Source organism: Gilliamella sp. W8145, assembly GCF_016101145.1.
GTDB lineage: Bacteria > Pseudomonadota > Gammaproteobacteria > Enterobacterales > Orbaceae > Gilliamella > Gilliamella apis_A.
Map to the genome: position 1 here is coordinate 72,041 of NZ_JACFRC010000006.1, position 14,303 is coordinate 86,343.

Annotated in this window: 10 protein-coding genes; 6 read left to right on the forward strand and 4 right to left on the reverse strand. The window is 35.8% G+C overall.

The features are described from left to right. The 3 genes from H3T80_RS11940 to polA form a co-directional block, all read right to left on the reverse strand. Positions 1-1,605, reverse strand: coding sequence for a YdbH domain-containing protein (locus H3T80_RS11940; protein ID WP_198201828.1), 1,605 nt, complete (start codon positions 1,603-1,605; stop codon positions 1-3). Between the two features lie 58 nt (positions 1,606-1,663). Beyond that, entirely contained in the window at positions 1,664-3,094 is a 1,431-nt protein-coding gene (gene gltX, locus H3T80_RS11945; protein WP_110446902.1) for a glutamate--tRNA ligase, read from the reverse strand. Between the two features lie 272 nt (positions 3,095-3,366). Next, on the reverse strand, positions 3,367-6,141 hold the full coding sequence (gene polA, locus H3T80_RS11950; protein WP_198201829.1) for a DNA polymerase I: 2,775 nt from the start codon (positions 6,139-6,141) through the stop codon (positions 3,367-3,369). A gap of 204 nt (positions 6,142-6,345) precedes the next feature. Between polA and folE the strand changes: the two genes are divergently transcribed. The 5 genes from folE to ispH all read left to right on the forward strand — a co-directional run bounded on the left by folE (position 6,346) and on the right by ispH (position 12,588). Beyond that, positions 6,346-7,005, forward strand: coding sequence for a GTP cyclohydrolase I FolE (gene folE / locus H3T80_RS11955; protein ID WP_086363232.1), 660 nt, complete (start codon positions 6,346-6,348; stop codon positions 7,003-7,005). A gap of 261 nt (positions 7,006-7,266) precedes the next feature. After that, entirely contained in the window at positions 7,267-8,202 is a 936-nt protein-coding gene (gene ribF / locus H3T80_RS11960) for a bifunctional riboflavin kinase/FAD synthetase (RefSeq protein ID WP_110446900.1), read from the forward strand. A 37-nt stretch (positions 8,203-8,239) separates the two neighbouring features. Then, the gene (gene ileS / locus H3T80_RS11965) at positions 8,240-11,047 is read left to right on the forward strand and encodes an isoleucine--tRNA ligase (protein WP_198201830.1); all 2,808 of its coding nucleotides are present in this window, start codon (positions 8,240-8,242) and stop codon (positions 11,045-11,047) included. A 118-nt stretch (positions 11,048-11,165) separates the two neighbouring features. Next, on the forward strand, positions 11,166-11,636 hold the full coding sequence (gene lspA, locus H3T80_RS11970) for a signal peptidase II (protein ID WP_198201831.1): 471 nt from the start codon (positions 11,166-11,168) through the stop codon (positions 11,634-11,636). Between the two features lies 1 nt (position 11,637). Continuing rightward, entirely contained in the window at positions 11,638-12,588 is a 951-nt protein-coding gene (gene ispH / locus H3T80_RS11975; RefSeq protein ID WP_198201832.1) for a 4-hydroxy-3-methylbut-2-enyl diphosphate reductase, read from the forward strand. Here the strand turns inward: ispH and H3T80_RS11980 are convergent. Beyond that, positions 12,585-12,839 (reverse strand): YfhL family 4Fe-4S dicluster ferredoxin, encoded by a 255-nt coding sequence (locus tag H3T80_RS11980; RefSeq protein WP_198201844.1) that lies wholly within the window; start codon positions 12,837-12,839, stop codon positions 12,585-12,587. The genes ispH and H3T80_RS11980 overlap by 4 nt on opposite strands. Before the next feature lie 260 nt (positions 12,840-13,099). Here H3T80_RS11980 and H3T80_RS11985 point away from each other — a divergent pair, with 260 nt between their 5' ends. Beyond that, positions 13,100-14,302: an efflux RND transporter periplasmic adaptor subunit gene (locus tag H3T80_RS11985; RefSeq protein ID WP_110446898.1), complete on the forward strand. Its 1,203-nt coding sequence runs from the start codon at positions 13,100-13,102 to the stop codon at positions 14,300-14,302. Position 14,303 lies beyond the last annotated feature (1 nt).

The window sequence follows — 14,303 nt, forward strand, 5'->3', positions numbered from 1 at the left end:
TCAAGATTTCCCTCTCAAATACGCTTCAATACGTTTTCGTATGGGGTCGTTAATCTGATCGGAAAGTTGTAAACTTATCAACAATTTTGCAATATTTTCTTCAAGATTAATATTTAAATTTACTGCTTTACCATTTTCAACATCTCGGTTACTGCCTTGGATATTTAATCCTAACTTAGCAATCTCATTAGCATAATTAACCGTACCTGATAATTTAGTATAATGAAAATTTTTAATAATATCAGTGAGAATTTTCATATTAGGATTGGCTTGTGCATAATTTTGCAATGCTGAATTTTCAAACCGCAAAAAGCCCTCATTGACCGTGACTAATTGACCATTTTTGATAATAACTTCGGTCAAAGCGGTGCCTTTTTTAGTAGAAGGCAATAAAGTAATCGGTAAAACACCATCAATCATCCCTTCTCCAACTAAACCCTCAGCAGGATATTTTGCAAAAATATCTTTAAGTTGTACCTTTTTTAACCTTAAATTAAATTTTTGGGGTAATTTTGCTAAATTCAATTGCCCTTTATCAAGAGAAACAGAACCAGAAAAAATAGCGGCTTGTGCTAATTGCCATTTTACAACTCCTTTATTTGGTGCAGCTAAAGATGCTGAATAACTACCAGCTAATTTTACTTTTTCAAAAATAACACCAATATTCACTTGTTGAATGGTTAATCCTGAAGTTGTAACAGTAAATTGATTATTGTTGAATAAAAGATTTATATCCCCCAAAGCGGATTTAAATTCGCTTGCCTTATATATGCCGTCAAATTTATTAATTGTTAATGATGATTTGACGTTAACTTGATTAGCTTTAAATGGAATAGCCAATGCTGCATCAAGAGTTAATTTTCCGATTAATGGTTTAATAATTAAATCATCGGAAAAATTCGCTTTTTCAATATTAACTAGTGCTTTATCGGTACTTATTAAAGTAAATAGCTTATCGGTTAAAACACCACTGAATGGTAAAGTTAAACTACCTTTTTCAATACCAAAATACGATAAAGATGTGGTCAAAACACCATTTTCAATTTCAACCGATGAATTTGATTGATTAAATGAGATATCAGCAGCAAGCGTTGCCATATCCTGAGAATTACTGGCTAGGTTGAGTTGCAAAGTATTTTGATTTTTAACCACTGCAACTTTCAGATTAAATAATTCACTATCTTGCTGGTGTAATATTAAATGTTTAATGTTAATATTTGTTGGTAACCAGGCAATAATAGTCGAAATCAATGAAGGTTCAAAAGTAGATTGATCAAGTTGTTGTAATTGATCATCTGCAATTTTCGTTACTGCTTGTGTATTGGTAAAATCGGCTTTTTGCCAATAGATATCGATATTTTTAGCGCTCAGCTGTGACCATGATATTTTCACATCGCTAGCCGTTACTGATAATTGTGATTGCTGAGCAATATTTAGTTCAGCAAAAGATAAACCATCCCAGCCGATGTTGATGCCTTGCCAGTCTATCGACAGATTATATTCATCCTTAAGTGCTAACCAATAACGCCATCCAGATAAACTTGCTATGATTATAATCAATAATATAAGCGACGGAATCCAATAACGTTTCTTTAAGCGAGCCATAATAAACTCTCAACAAGATAAAGTGAATCGCCGAGTTATTATCGGCGATTAAATGAGATTACGCTTGAGTTTGTTCTCTGTTAGCAATATAAGCCAATGCTTTATCTATTCTAGCTAAGGTGCGTTTTTTACCAACCGCATAAACAGTGGCATCAACTGAAGGTGATTGCCCAATTCCGGTTACAGCAACCCGAAGAGGCATACCAACTTTACCCATACCAACCTCAAGCTCAGCTGCTGTTGCTTCAATGGCATGGTGAATTTTATCGATTTGCCAATCAAAGTCAGAAATTGCTTCAATTTTAGCCTTAACCACTTCTAATGGCTCTTTGGCAACGGGGCGCAAATGCTTTTTAGCCGCATCAGCATCAAACTCAGCAAAATCTTGATAGCAATAGCTACTTGATTCAGCCATTTCTTTCAATGTTTTACAACGCTCACCAAATAATTTGACGATAGTAATCAAATCGGGGCCTTGATCTAAATCATAACCTTGTTGATTCATATGCCAAACTAAATGCTGTGCAACATAATCAGCGTCTAAATGATTAATATAATGATGATTTAACCAAAGTAGTTTTTCAGTATTAAATGCACTGGCCGACTTACTGACTGCATCTAAAGAAAAGTAACTCACCATTTCAGGCACCGAGAATATTTCTTGATCACCATGAGACCAACCAAGCCTAACTAGATAATTTAATAGTGCTTCAGGCAAATAACCATCATCACGATATTGCATAACACTTACCGCACCATGACGTTTCGAGAGTTTTTGCCCATCATCACCTAAAATCATCGATACATGACCATATTCAGGTAATGGTGCACCAAGCGCTTTAAGAATATTAATTTGTCGAGGGGTATTATTAATGTGATCTTCACCACGAATAACATGAGTAATTTCCATATCCCAATCGTCTACCACGACACAAAAATTGTAAGTTGGTGATCCATCAGTACGACGAATTATGAGATCATCAAGCTCTTTATTGGCAATTTCAATTGGTCCTCGAATTAAATCGTTGAAAACAACTACTCCATCAGTAGGATTAGCAAAGCGAACAACATGCGGTTCGTCATGATTATGCTGTTTTTGTACATTATCACAACGGCAATGACCATCATAACGAGCTTTTTCACCATTCGCCATTTGCTGTTCACGTAATTTTTCTAATCGCTCTTTCGAACAATAACAACGATAAGCAGTACCATTAGCTAACATTTCGTCAATCACTTGATTGTAACGATCAAAGCGTTTAGTTTGAAAATATGGGCCTTCATCCCATGATAATTTTAACCAATTCATACCTTCCATAATCGCTTCAATCGCTTCTGGCGTTGAACGCTCAAGATCGGTATCTTCAATACGTAATACGAAAGCACCTTGCGCATGGCGAGTATATAGCCAAGAATAAAGTGCTGTACGAGCACCACCCACATGTAAGTAACCGGTAGGGCTTGGTGCAAAACGGGTTTTAATTTTCATGAAATAATCCTATTAATAACAAAAAAGAACACTCAAACGTCAATTCGTTGCTCGCGCTCTTCTTTATTTAAACTTTTCTCATAAGTGAGAAAAATAATAACAATTTGTAATAAATTCAATTTAGTTGTTTATTCTAACACGCCAAAAGGTTTCGGCAAGCCATCGCTAACAGCATAAAATTAACAACTATTTTATAAAAGTATTGAGTAATTAACTACATATTTTAGTATAAAAATCAAACTATAACGTATAAGTTAATTTTAATAAAAAGATCAATGCGCTTCATCCCAATTATTACCAATACCAACATCAACTTTTAACGGTACTGAAAGTTGATAACAATTCTCCATAATTGATTTAATCAACGCACTATATTCACTCACCAACTCTTCTTTTACTTCAAACACCAGCTCATCGTGTACTTGCATCACCATTCTGATATTACCTGTCGGTTGATTTTTTATCCACTCACTCATTTTAATCATAGCGGTTTTGATGATATCTGCTGCAGTACCTTGCATTGGTGCATTAATTGCCGCACGTTCAGCGCCCCGTTTTTCAATACCATTGCCAGAAATGATTTTTGGTAAATATAATCGTCTTCCTGATAAAGTTTCCACATAGCCTTGTTGCGTTGCCAATTGGCGTGTTTCTTCCATATAAGCTTGTACACCAGGATAACGTTCAAAATAGCGATCAATATAGAATTGTGCTTCTTTACGGGGAAGATTAATTTGTTTCGATAATCCAAATGCACTCATACCATAAATCAAACCAAAATTGACTGCTTTCGCACGTCGTCTCTCTTCGGCTGTAACATCTGCCTCTGGTTTACTTAATACTTCACTCGCGGTAACCCTATGAATATCTTTATCATCAGCAAAAGCGCTAAGCAGACTTTGATCCTGTGATAAATGCGCCATAATACGCAACTCTATTTGCGAATAATCGGCTGAAATAATCTTATAACCTTGTGGTGCAATAAATGCTTGCCGAATTCTACGTCCTTCTTCATTACGTACAGGGATATTTTGTAAATTCGGATCATTTGATGACAACCGCCCAGTTACCGTACCAATTTGATTGTAATTGGTATGAATGCGATGGTCTATTGGACTTACCATCAGCGGTAATTTATCAGTATAAGTGTTTTTCAGTTTTGCTAAACTACGATAAAACAAAATTTTACGCGGTAAAACATACTGCTCAGCAAGTTCACTCAACACATCTTCACTAGTTGATGGATCACCTTTTGGTGTCTTTTTTAAGACAGGTAATTGGTGTTTATCAAATAAAATAGCTTGAATCTGTTTTGGTGAAGAAGGATTAAATTTTTCACCTGCTAGGAAATGTAATTCAGCCTCTATTTCTAGCATTTTTTTATTTAATTCAATGGAATAATCATTTAACTGTCTAGCGTCAATTAACACCCCTGTCCTTTCCATATCGGCCAACACAATCGCCAACGGCATTTCAATATCGGTAAATAACTTACTGAGCTTTTGATCTTTTTCCAGTTCAGGCCATAGTTTCTGATGAAGTTGCAAAGTCACATCCGCATCTTCAGCGGCATATTGCGTAGTTTTTTCAACTTCAATAGCATCGATAGTGACTTGTTTTTTATCAACCTTGGTTAATTCATTATAAGTAATAGTTTTAAGATGCAAATAACGATTCGCCATACTATCCATATCGTGTCGTTCAGTACTATTTAAGACATATGACTCCAACATTGTATCATAAGCAATACCTTGCACATGGATACCATAATTAGCTAACACACTGTAATCAAATTTGGCATTTTGGGCGATTTTCTTAATTGCTGGGTTTTCTAATATTGGTTTTAATTTAGTTAATACATCATCTAATGGTAATTGATCTGGTACACCGAGATATTGGTGATTAATTGGAATATAGGCAGCTTGATAAGGTGCCACACTTAGTGATATTCCAACCAATTTAGCATGAATATGATCAACATTATCCGTTTCTGTATCAAAGGTAAACTGCTGACAATTAGCTAATTTACTAACCCAATCATCTAATTGCTCATAGGTCAATATGCATTGGTAATCTGTATCTATCTTATCTTTAACGGTATCGCTTTCCTGCGAGAATAACGACATATTATCAATATCAGTAGCCGTTAGTTTTTGTTGTTTTAAAAAATTACCCGCTATTAATTCTTTTTGCCAACGATGAAAACCATAATAGGAAAATAATTCGACTAATTTATTTACATCAAGATCTTTAACAAGTAGTTGTTCATTCGTAAAATCTAATGCCACATCGGTTTTAATGGTAGCTAATAGATAAGAAAGCTCAGCATCCTTTTGATTATCTATTAATTTTTGCTTTAATGATTTAGCGCCTCGAATCGATAATTTCTCAATATCGTCTAAATGGTTATAAATATCTTTTACACTATCAAAAGCAGTTAATAAAGCCTGTGCTGTTTTTTCTCCAATTCCTGCTACCCCAGGGATATTATCGGAATTGTCACCTCTTAATGCTAAATAATCTATAATTTTTGCTGGTGGCACACCAAATTTATCCACAACACCTTGCGGATCAAGCGCCGTATTATTCATGGTATTAATCAGTGTAACTTTATCGCTGACTAATTGCGCCATATCTTTATCCCCAGTACTAATAAGTACCTGAAGATTTTCTTTTTCTGCTTGTTTGGCTAAAGTCCCGATCACATCATCAGCTTCAACACCTTCAACGCAAAGTAATGGTAAACCCATCGCTTTTAAAATGGTGTGAATGGGTTCAATTTGTGGCCGTAAATTTTCCGGCATCTCTTCACGAGTTGCTTTATATTCACTATAAATTTCATTACGAAATGATCCACCTTTAGCATCAAAAACTACCGCAATATGGGTAGGATTATATTGATTCATCAAGCTACGAATCATATTAATAACACCAAAAATAGCCCCAGTCGGTTCACCATTGGCATTGGTTAAAGGCGGACAAGCAAAAAAAGCCCGATAAAGATAAGAAGATCCATCAATTAAAATAATTGGCGCATTATTTAGCATCAATAGTTACCCAAATGTTATTAGATTTAATAACTATAAGTATAACCTAATTAACAGTAATATTGTTGCTGGCTCCGATAATATAGTGTAAAAATAATCCAGATAATAACGATCTTTTATCCAATCCAATGCATGAAAATTACTGTATATCACTATATGAGTAATATATAATGTGACATCTATTTTCGCCTGAGTACTAAATAAATGACAGAATTAAGTCTTGCTGCGCAAAAAGTCAAAGAGGCATTAGCAGCTAAAAATCTTGAAACCCCATCATGTCGTTTAGCTATGGAAAATAGCGAACGGAAAGCTAAAATCGAAGCGCATTTCCGAGAAATCATGAAACTCATGGAACTTGATTTGCATGATGATAGCCTCGCCGAAACGCCGCATCGAGTCGCAAAAATGTATGTTGATGAAATATTTTCCGGTCTTAATTATCATAATTTTCCGAAAATAACTCTTATTGAAAATAAAATGCAGGTTGATGAAATGATCACTGTTCGTGATATTACTTTAACCAGTGTTTGTGAACACCATTTTGTCACCATCGATGGTAAAGCAACCGTTTCTTATATCCCAAAAGATAAAGTGATCGGTCTATCAAAAATCAATCGAATTGTTCAGTTTTTTTCACAACGGCCACAAGTACAAGAAAGATTAACCCAACAAATTTTGGTTGCATTGCAAACTCTACTTGGTACAGTTAATGTTGCAGTATCAATTGATGCAACACACTTTTGTGTAAAAGCCCGAGGCATTAAAGATTCAAATAGTTTAACCACCACTACCGCGTTAGGTGGCGGATTTAAAACTAATCCAAGTACTCGACAAGAGTTTTTAAGAGCGTTAAAACACTATTAATCAATAAAATAATCCAATATAAAGTATATGTTGGATTATTTATCAATAATCTACTAAAAACCAGTTATCGCTTATTTTATACTCACAACAGGAAAAATATAAACATGCCTGAGACTACCTCAAGCGTTTTTATATTAATCAATCACAATATTGCCGACACCGCCATAAAAAGCCCAATTGTTATTGCGTGCATCTTCAAGAAAGATTGGTATAATTGGCAGCTATTTTAGTGAAAACATAATAATTAACTAACACGCTTTAATGAAGATAATCCGCGGTATTGATAATTTAAACAATGAATTTACTCAGTGTGTACTTACATTGGGCAACTTTGATGGTGTGCACTTAGGACACCAACAATTAATAAATCATTTAATTGAACAAGGTAAAAAATTAAACTTACCCACAGCGGTTATGTTATTTGAGCCACAACCATTAGAGTTTTTCAGTAAGCGAGCACCAACTCGCTTAACTTCATTTAAAGAAAAAGTACGACTAATTGAAAAACTCGGTATCGACTATATTATTGCAGTACCCTTTACCCAAACTTTTGCCAATATGTCAGCCAATGCATTTATTCAAGACTGGTTGATTAATAAATTGAACGCTAAATATATTGTTATTGGTGATGATTTCCAATTTGGCCGAGACCGCAAAGGCGACATCAATCTGTTACAACAATATACTCCAAATAACCATTTTTCGGTTGAAAGTATGCAAACCTTTGTTTGGAATAATTTAAGAATCAGCAGTACAGCTGTTCGTGAAGCACTGTTTAATAGTGATTTTGAATTAGCTCGTTGCCTTTTAGGTCGTGATTACGCCATTCAAGGTAGAGTGGTGCATGGTAATGCATTAGCAAGACAATTAGGATTTCCAACCGCCAATATTCATTTGAATCGAAAAAAACCTGCTTTACAAGGGGTCTATTTTGTCAAAGTCAAAAACTGTTGTAGCAATCAATATTATCATGGCATTGCCAATATCGGTATTAGACCAACCATTGAAGGTAAAAAAGCGATTTTAGAGGTGAATCTATTTGACTTTTCAGGTGATATTTATGGACAATATTTAGACGTTACCTTTGTCTGTAAATTACGCGATGAGAAAAAATTTGATTCTTTAGCAGATTTAAAACAACAAATTTCACAAGATGTTTGCACTGCGAAACAGATCAGTGCAAAATTAACCAATTAAAAAGTAGTATCAACAAAAATAACTGGAATAAATCAGCATGACAGACTATAAAAATACATTGAATTTACCGGAAACTGGATTCCCTATGCGAGGCGATCTTGCTAAACGTGAACCAGCTATGTTGCAAAATTGGTATGATAAAGAACTTTATCGCAAAATCCGTCAAGTAAAAAAAGGCAAAAAATCTTTTATTTTGCATGATGGCCCTCCTTATGCAAACGGAAAACTTCATATCGGTCATGCCGTTAATAAAATAATTAAAGATATTATCATCAAATCTAAAGGTTTAAGTGGTTATGACTCCCCGTATATTCCAGGATGGGATTGTCATGGATTACCGATAGAACAAAAAGTTGAAGAACAGGTTGGTAAACCAGGCGTAAAAGTGACACCAGCTGAATTTCGCCAAATTTGTCGTGATTATGCGGCTTCACAAGTTGAACTACAAAAAGCTGATTTTATTCGTATGGGTGTACTTGGCGATTGGCAAAATCCATATCGTACAATGAATTATGATACTGAGGCGAATATTATTCGGGCTTTAGGTAGAGTGATTGAAAATGGTCATTTAGTCAAAGGGGCTAAACCGGTTTATTGGTGTACCGACTGTATGTCAGCCTTAGCGGAAGCCGAAGTTGAATATTATGATAAATCATCACCGGCAATTGATGTCAAATTCAAAGCAACTGACAATCAAACAGTAGCAAATAAATTCGGAGTTAGTACTGACTTAACTATTTATGCGGTTATCTGGACCACCACACCATGGACATTACCAGCTAGCCGAGGAATTGCGCTTAATGCAACGGTTGAATATCAATTAATCCAAATCAACGATAAAGAGTGCCTAATTTTAGCTGCTGATTTAGTTGAATCAGTTATGAAACGTGCTGATATCACTGATTGGAAAATCTTAGGTTCTTGCCAAGGTGATGCGCTTGAATTATTACGTTTCAAACATCCATTCCTCGATTTTGATGAGCCAATTGTACTTGGTGAACACGTTACTGTTGATGCAGGTACTGGTGCTGTTCATACCGCTCCAGGTCATGGTGCTGAAGACTTTATTGTTGGTCAAAAATATGACCTTGAAGTAGCCAATCCGGTTGGAGGTAATGGTTGTTATTTACCGGGAACGGGTGCTGGTTTAGATGGTTTATTCGTTTTTAAAGCCAATAAAGTAGTCATTGAGCTATTAAAAGAACACAATGCACTATTACACTTTGAAAATATTGAACATAGTTACCCATGCTGTTGGCGACATAAAACACCTGTAATTTATCGTGCAACGCCACAATGGTTTATCAGCATGGATAAACAAGGTTTACGTGCTCAATCGCTAAAAGAGATTAAACAAGTTCGTTGGATCCCTGATTGGGGTCAAGCTCGAATTGAAACAATGGTGGCAAATCGTCCTGATTGGTGTATTTCACGTCAACGTACATGGGGTGTACCAATGACGTTATTTGTACACAAAGAAACTGAAGAGTTACATCCAGACACACTACAATTAGTCGAAAAAGTCGCTAAATTAGTTGAGCAAAATGGTATTCAAGCATGGTGGGATGCCGATATTAAAGATCTATTAGGTCCCGATGCCGATGATTATCGCAAAGTACCAGACACGCTAGATGTATGGTTTGATTCAGGTTCAACATTCTACTCAGTTGTTGGCGTACGTCCTGAGTTTGAAGGACATGAAGCGGATATGTATTTAGAAGGTTCAGATCAACATCGTGGTTGGTTTATGTCTTCGTTAATGTTATCAACTGCAATTGATAACAAAGCACCGTATAAACAAGTATTAACGCATGGCTTTGTGGTCGATGGACAAGGTCGTAAAATGTCTAAATCGCTAGGTAATATCGTTACACCACAAGAGGTAATGAATAAATTAGGTGCCGATATTCTACGATTATGGATTGCTTCAACCGATTATTCAGGTGAAATGAGCTATTCAGATGAAATCATCAAACGTGCAGCTGATAGCTATCGTCGTATCCGTAATACTGCGCGTTTCTTATTGGCTAACTTAAATGGTTTCGATCCAGTTAAAGATATGGTTAAACCTGAAGATATGGTGGTACTCGATCGCTGGGCGGTTAGCGTGGCTAAAGAAGCACAGGAACAAATTATTCAAGCTTATGAAAACTACGATTTCCATAGAGTGGTACAACGCATAATGCAATTCTGCTCAATTGAAATGGGCTCATTCTATTTAGATATTATCAAAGATCGTCAATATACGGCGAAAAGTGACAGTATTGCCCGTCATAGCTGTCAAACAGCGTTATACCATATTGCTCAAGCGATGGTTCGTTGGATTGCACCTGTTTTATCATTTACTGCAGATGAAATTTGGCAATATCTACCTGCAACAGAAAAATCAGAATTTGTGTTTGAAGATGAATGGTATACCTCACTATTTAGTCTGTCTGAGAGTGAAACACTAAACAGCGCTTACTGGACACAAATTTTAACTATTCGTAGTGAAGTGAACAAAGTGTTAGAGCAAGGTCGTAATGATAAAGTTATTGGCGGTTCACTCGAAGCAGCAGTTACACTTTATGCTAATAGCGAAATTGCTACGGCACTTGCGAAATTAGAAAACGAATTACGATTTGTATTACTGACTTCACAAGCAAGTGTTAAACCGTTAGACAGTGCATCACAACAAGCAGTACAAAGTGATATTCAAGGTCTTAAAATTGAGCTTGCTAAAGCACAAGGCGATAAATGCCCTCGCTGCTGGCATTATACTGTTGATAACAATCCAACCACTCACTTATGTAAACGCTGTGAAGAAAATATTCATGGCAATGGTGAAGTAAGACATTTTGCTTAACCACTAACAGTGAGTGTTAGGTATAGAAAAGAGCTATAAAAATAATCTTATAGCAATTAACTAAATACATTTACCGCCGACGATTGTCGGCGGTATTATAATAATGAGCATAAATTATATGAAAAAAGATAACGGACTTTACTGGTTATTATTAGCTTTATTGGTTTTTGTTATAGATATCGCAAGTAAATTTTGGATTGTGAAGAATTTTTTCCTTTTTGAATCAGTAAATCTACTCCCCTTCTTCTCGATAACGTATGTCCGCAATATTGGTGCCGCATTCAGTATATTTGAAGGCCAACGCTGGATACTGGCAGCAATTGCCTTTATTGTCAGTACAGTAATTGTTTATATGCTATATCGCAATAAGAATAAACAAAAACTAGAAAACTTCTCATTAGCATTAATTTTAGGTGGTGCGTTAGGCAACCTATTCGATCGCCTCTATCATGGTTTTGTTGTTGATTTCCTAGATGTTAATTTTGGTGATTGGCATTACCCAACTTTTAATATTGCCGACTGTGCCATTTGTTTAGGTATTGGCGTCTTTATCCTAAGCAATTATGTAAAACCAAAAAAGATGGATTAACATGCAGATTATTCTCGCTAATCCACGTGGTTTTTGTGCAGGTGTAGATCGAGCAATAACCATCGTTGAACGAGCAATCGAACTGTTTGGCGCACCGGTTTATGTGCGCCATGAAGTCGTGCATAACCGCTACGTGGTTAATCGTCTTAAAGAGTTAGGCGCAATATTTATTGAAGAAATTAATGAAGTACCTGATGATAGTATCCTTATTTTTTCCGCCCATGGCGTATCTAAAGCGGTTCGAGATGAAGCTAAACGTCGTCAACTACGGATATTTGATGCAACATGTCCTTTAGTTACCAAAGTTCATATGGAAGTTGCTAGAGCAAGCTATCGAGGAGAAGAAGTTATTCTTATTGGTCACGCTGGTCATATTGAGGTCGATGGTACTATGGGGCAGTATAGCAATCCTGAAGGTGGCATTTATTTAGTCGAATCCATTGAAGATGTGCAGAACCTGCAAGTAAAAAACGACCAGCACCTCTGTTTTACAACCCAAACAACGTTATCCGTTGATGATACTGCTGAGATAATTTCAGCTTTAAAAAATCGCTTTCCGAATATTCGCAGCCCTCGTAAAAATGATATCTGCTATGCGACCACCAATCGGCAACAAGCGGTTAAACAGCTATCATCTCAAGCCGATGTGGTTTTAGTAGTTGGTTCGAAAAACTCGTCAAACTCAAACCGATTAGCTGAACTGGCAAGGCGAAACAGTAAACACGCTTATTTGATTGATTTGGCATCCGATATTAATCTTGAGTGGCTAGTTAATGCTCGAACTATCGGTGTAACAGCTGGGGCATCAGCGCCAGATATTTTGGTTAAACAAGTTATCGATCATTTAAAAAGTCTAGGTTGTACATCATTGGTTGAAACCGAAGGAATTTCAGAAAATATCACCTTTGAAATTCCAAAAGAATTACGCATAGAGGTAAAATCAACTAACTAAGATGAATGAGTTAGTTGCTTAAATTTTTCTAATAATTGCTCTTGGCTTTCGACACACTCTGGATCGGCAATAATCGCATTTTGAATCGGACAAACTCGCTGGCAAGTCGAATGATCATAATAACCAACACATTCAGTACATTTATTTGGATCAATTTCATAAGTATCAAACCCCATTGAGATAGCCTCATTTGGACACTCGGGTTCACACATATCACAATTAATACACTTTTCGGTTATTTTTAATGCCATTGCTATAATATCTTTAACCAGTAAAAAAATTGGCGCCATTATAACGCAATCGCCAATAATTCCTAATACGGATCTACATTGCTATCACATGATTATTAAAATTTTTGCAAAAAATTTTGAGGAAAGGGGTTTTTTAAAACAAAATTTAGCACCAAAACTAGTTAATTTTCATAAAAATTACAATTTATTGTCTTTAGTTATCATCGCAAATTAAATTAATACGTTACAATGCTCAAAAAAATAACAAAAGAAATAAAAGGATGAAAAGATTGGCAAAATTCTTAAGCGTTAAATCCATCGTTATTACGGTTATTGGTTTTGTTCTGCTTTATATAGCAAAATTAATTTTGTTTCCTGCTGAACCAAATATTAATTATATAACGTCAACGGTCACTAAAGCGAATATTGAGAAAACGGTACTTGCTGACGGCACTATAAGTGCTTTCAAACAAGTTAGCGTTGGTGCGCAAGTTTCTGGGCAAATTAAAAAATTGTATGTTGAGCTCGGTGATGAGGTTAAACAAGGTGATATGATTGCTGAGATTGATGATCTTAAGCAAAGCAATGATCTTAAACAATCCGAGGCGTCTCTTAACAGCTTAGAAGCCCAACGAACCTCGAAGCAAGCAAAATTAGTCAATTATCAATTAACCTATGAACGTCAATTAAAGTTGGTTAAAAAAGGGGTTGGCGTCCAATCTGATTTAGATTCTGCCAAAGCAGATCTTGATGCAATTAAAGCCGATATTGCCGCTCTTGATGCAGATATTGTTAGTGCTCAAGTCGCAGTTGATACAGCAAAAGTCAATTTAGGCTATACTAAAATACGTTCACCGATTGATGGTGTTATTGTTGCGATTCCAGTTGATCAAGGGCAAACCGTAAACTCGGTACAAAGTGCACCAACAATTGTTAAAGTTGCCCAACTGGACAAAATGACTATTGAAGCACAAATTTCCGAAGCAGATGTTATCGGTGTTAAAAAAGGAATGCCGGTTTATTTCACTATATTGGGACAACCAAACAAACGTTTTGATGGACTAACATTGCGGGCAATTGAACCAGCTCCTGACTCAATTAATACTGAAAGCTCAGCGAATTCAAGTACGTCATCGACCACCAAAAGTGCAATTTATTATAACGGCTTATTAGATGTCGATAATCCTGATCATATTTTACGTATTTCTATGACTGCTCAAGTATATATTGTGCTAGCAGAAGCAAAAGATGTCCTTGCCATTCCATCACAAGCTATCCAAAAAAATACTGGTAAAAATAAAGCGATCGTTTATGTTCTGAATAATCAAAATAGTATCGAAGAGCGGGAAGTTAATTTAGGGATTAATAATAATATTAATGTTGAAATCAAATCAGGTCTTAAAGAAGGAGAAGTTGTCGTTGTCAGTAGTGCAAATGGTGCAACATTTAATCCAAATAACAAAGGGCCAAGGATAAGATTCTAAG

What these genes read in the sequence shown, in the direction of transcription:
- H3T80_RS11940 (WP_198201828.1), bottom strand. Translation starts at nt 1,605, where the DNA reads ATGGCTCGCTTAAAGAAACGTTATTGGATTCCGTCGCTTATATTATTG.
- gltX (WP_110446902.1), bottom strand. Translation starts at nt 3,094, where the DNA reads ATGAAAATTAAAACCCGTTTTGCACCAAGCCCTACCGGTTACTTACAT.
- polA (WP_198201829.1), bottom strand. Translation starts at nt 6,141, where the DNA reads ATGCTAAATAATGCGCCAATTATTTTAATTGATGGATCTTCTTATCTT.
- folE (WP_086363232.1), top strand. Translation starts at nt 6,346, where the DNA reads ATGACAGAATTAAGTCTTGCTGCGCAAAAAGTCAAAGAGGCATTAGCA.
- ribF (WP_110446900.1), top strand. Translation starts at nt 7,267, where the DNA reads ATGAAGATAATCCGCGGTATTGATAATTTAAACAATGAATTTACTCAG.
- ileS (WP_198201830.1), top strand. Translation starts at nt 8,240, where the DNA reads ATGACAGACTATAAAAATACATTGAATTTACCGGAAACTGGATTCCCT.
- lspA (WP_198201831.1), top strand. Translation starts at nt 11,166, where the DNA reads ATGAAAAAAGATAACGGACTTTACTGGTTATTATTAGCTTTATTGGTT.
- ispH (WP_198201832.1), top strand. Translation starts at nt 11,638, where the DNA reads ATGCAGATTATTCTCGCTAATCCACGTGGTTTTTGTGCAGGTGTAGAT.
- H3T80_RS11980 (WP_198201844.1), bottom strand. Translation starts at nt 12,839, where the DNA reads ATGGCATTAAAAATAACCGAAAAGTGTATTAATTGTGATATGTGTGAA.
- H3T80_RS11985 (WP_110446898.1), top strand. Translation starts at nt 13,100, where the DNA reads ATGAAAAGATTGGCAAAATTCTTAAGCGTTAAATCCATCGTTATTACG.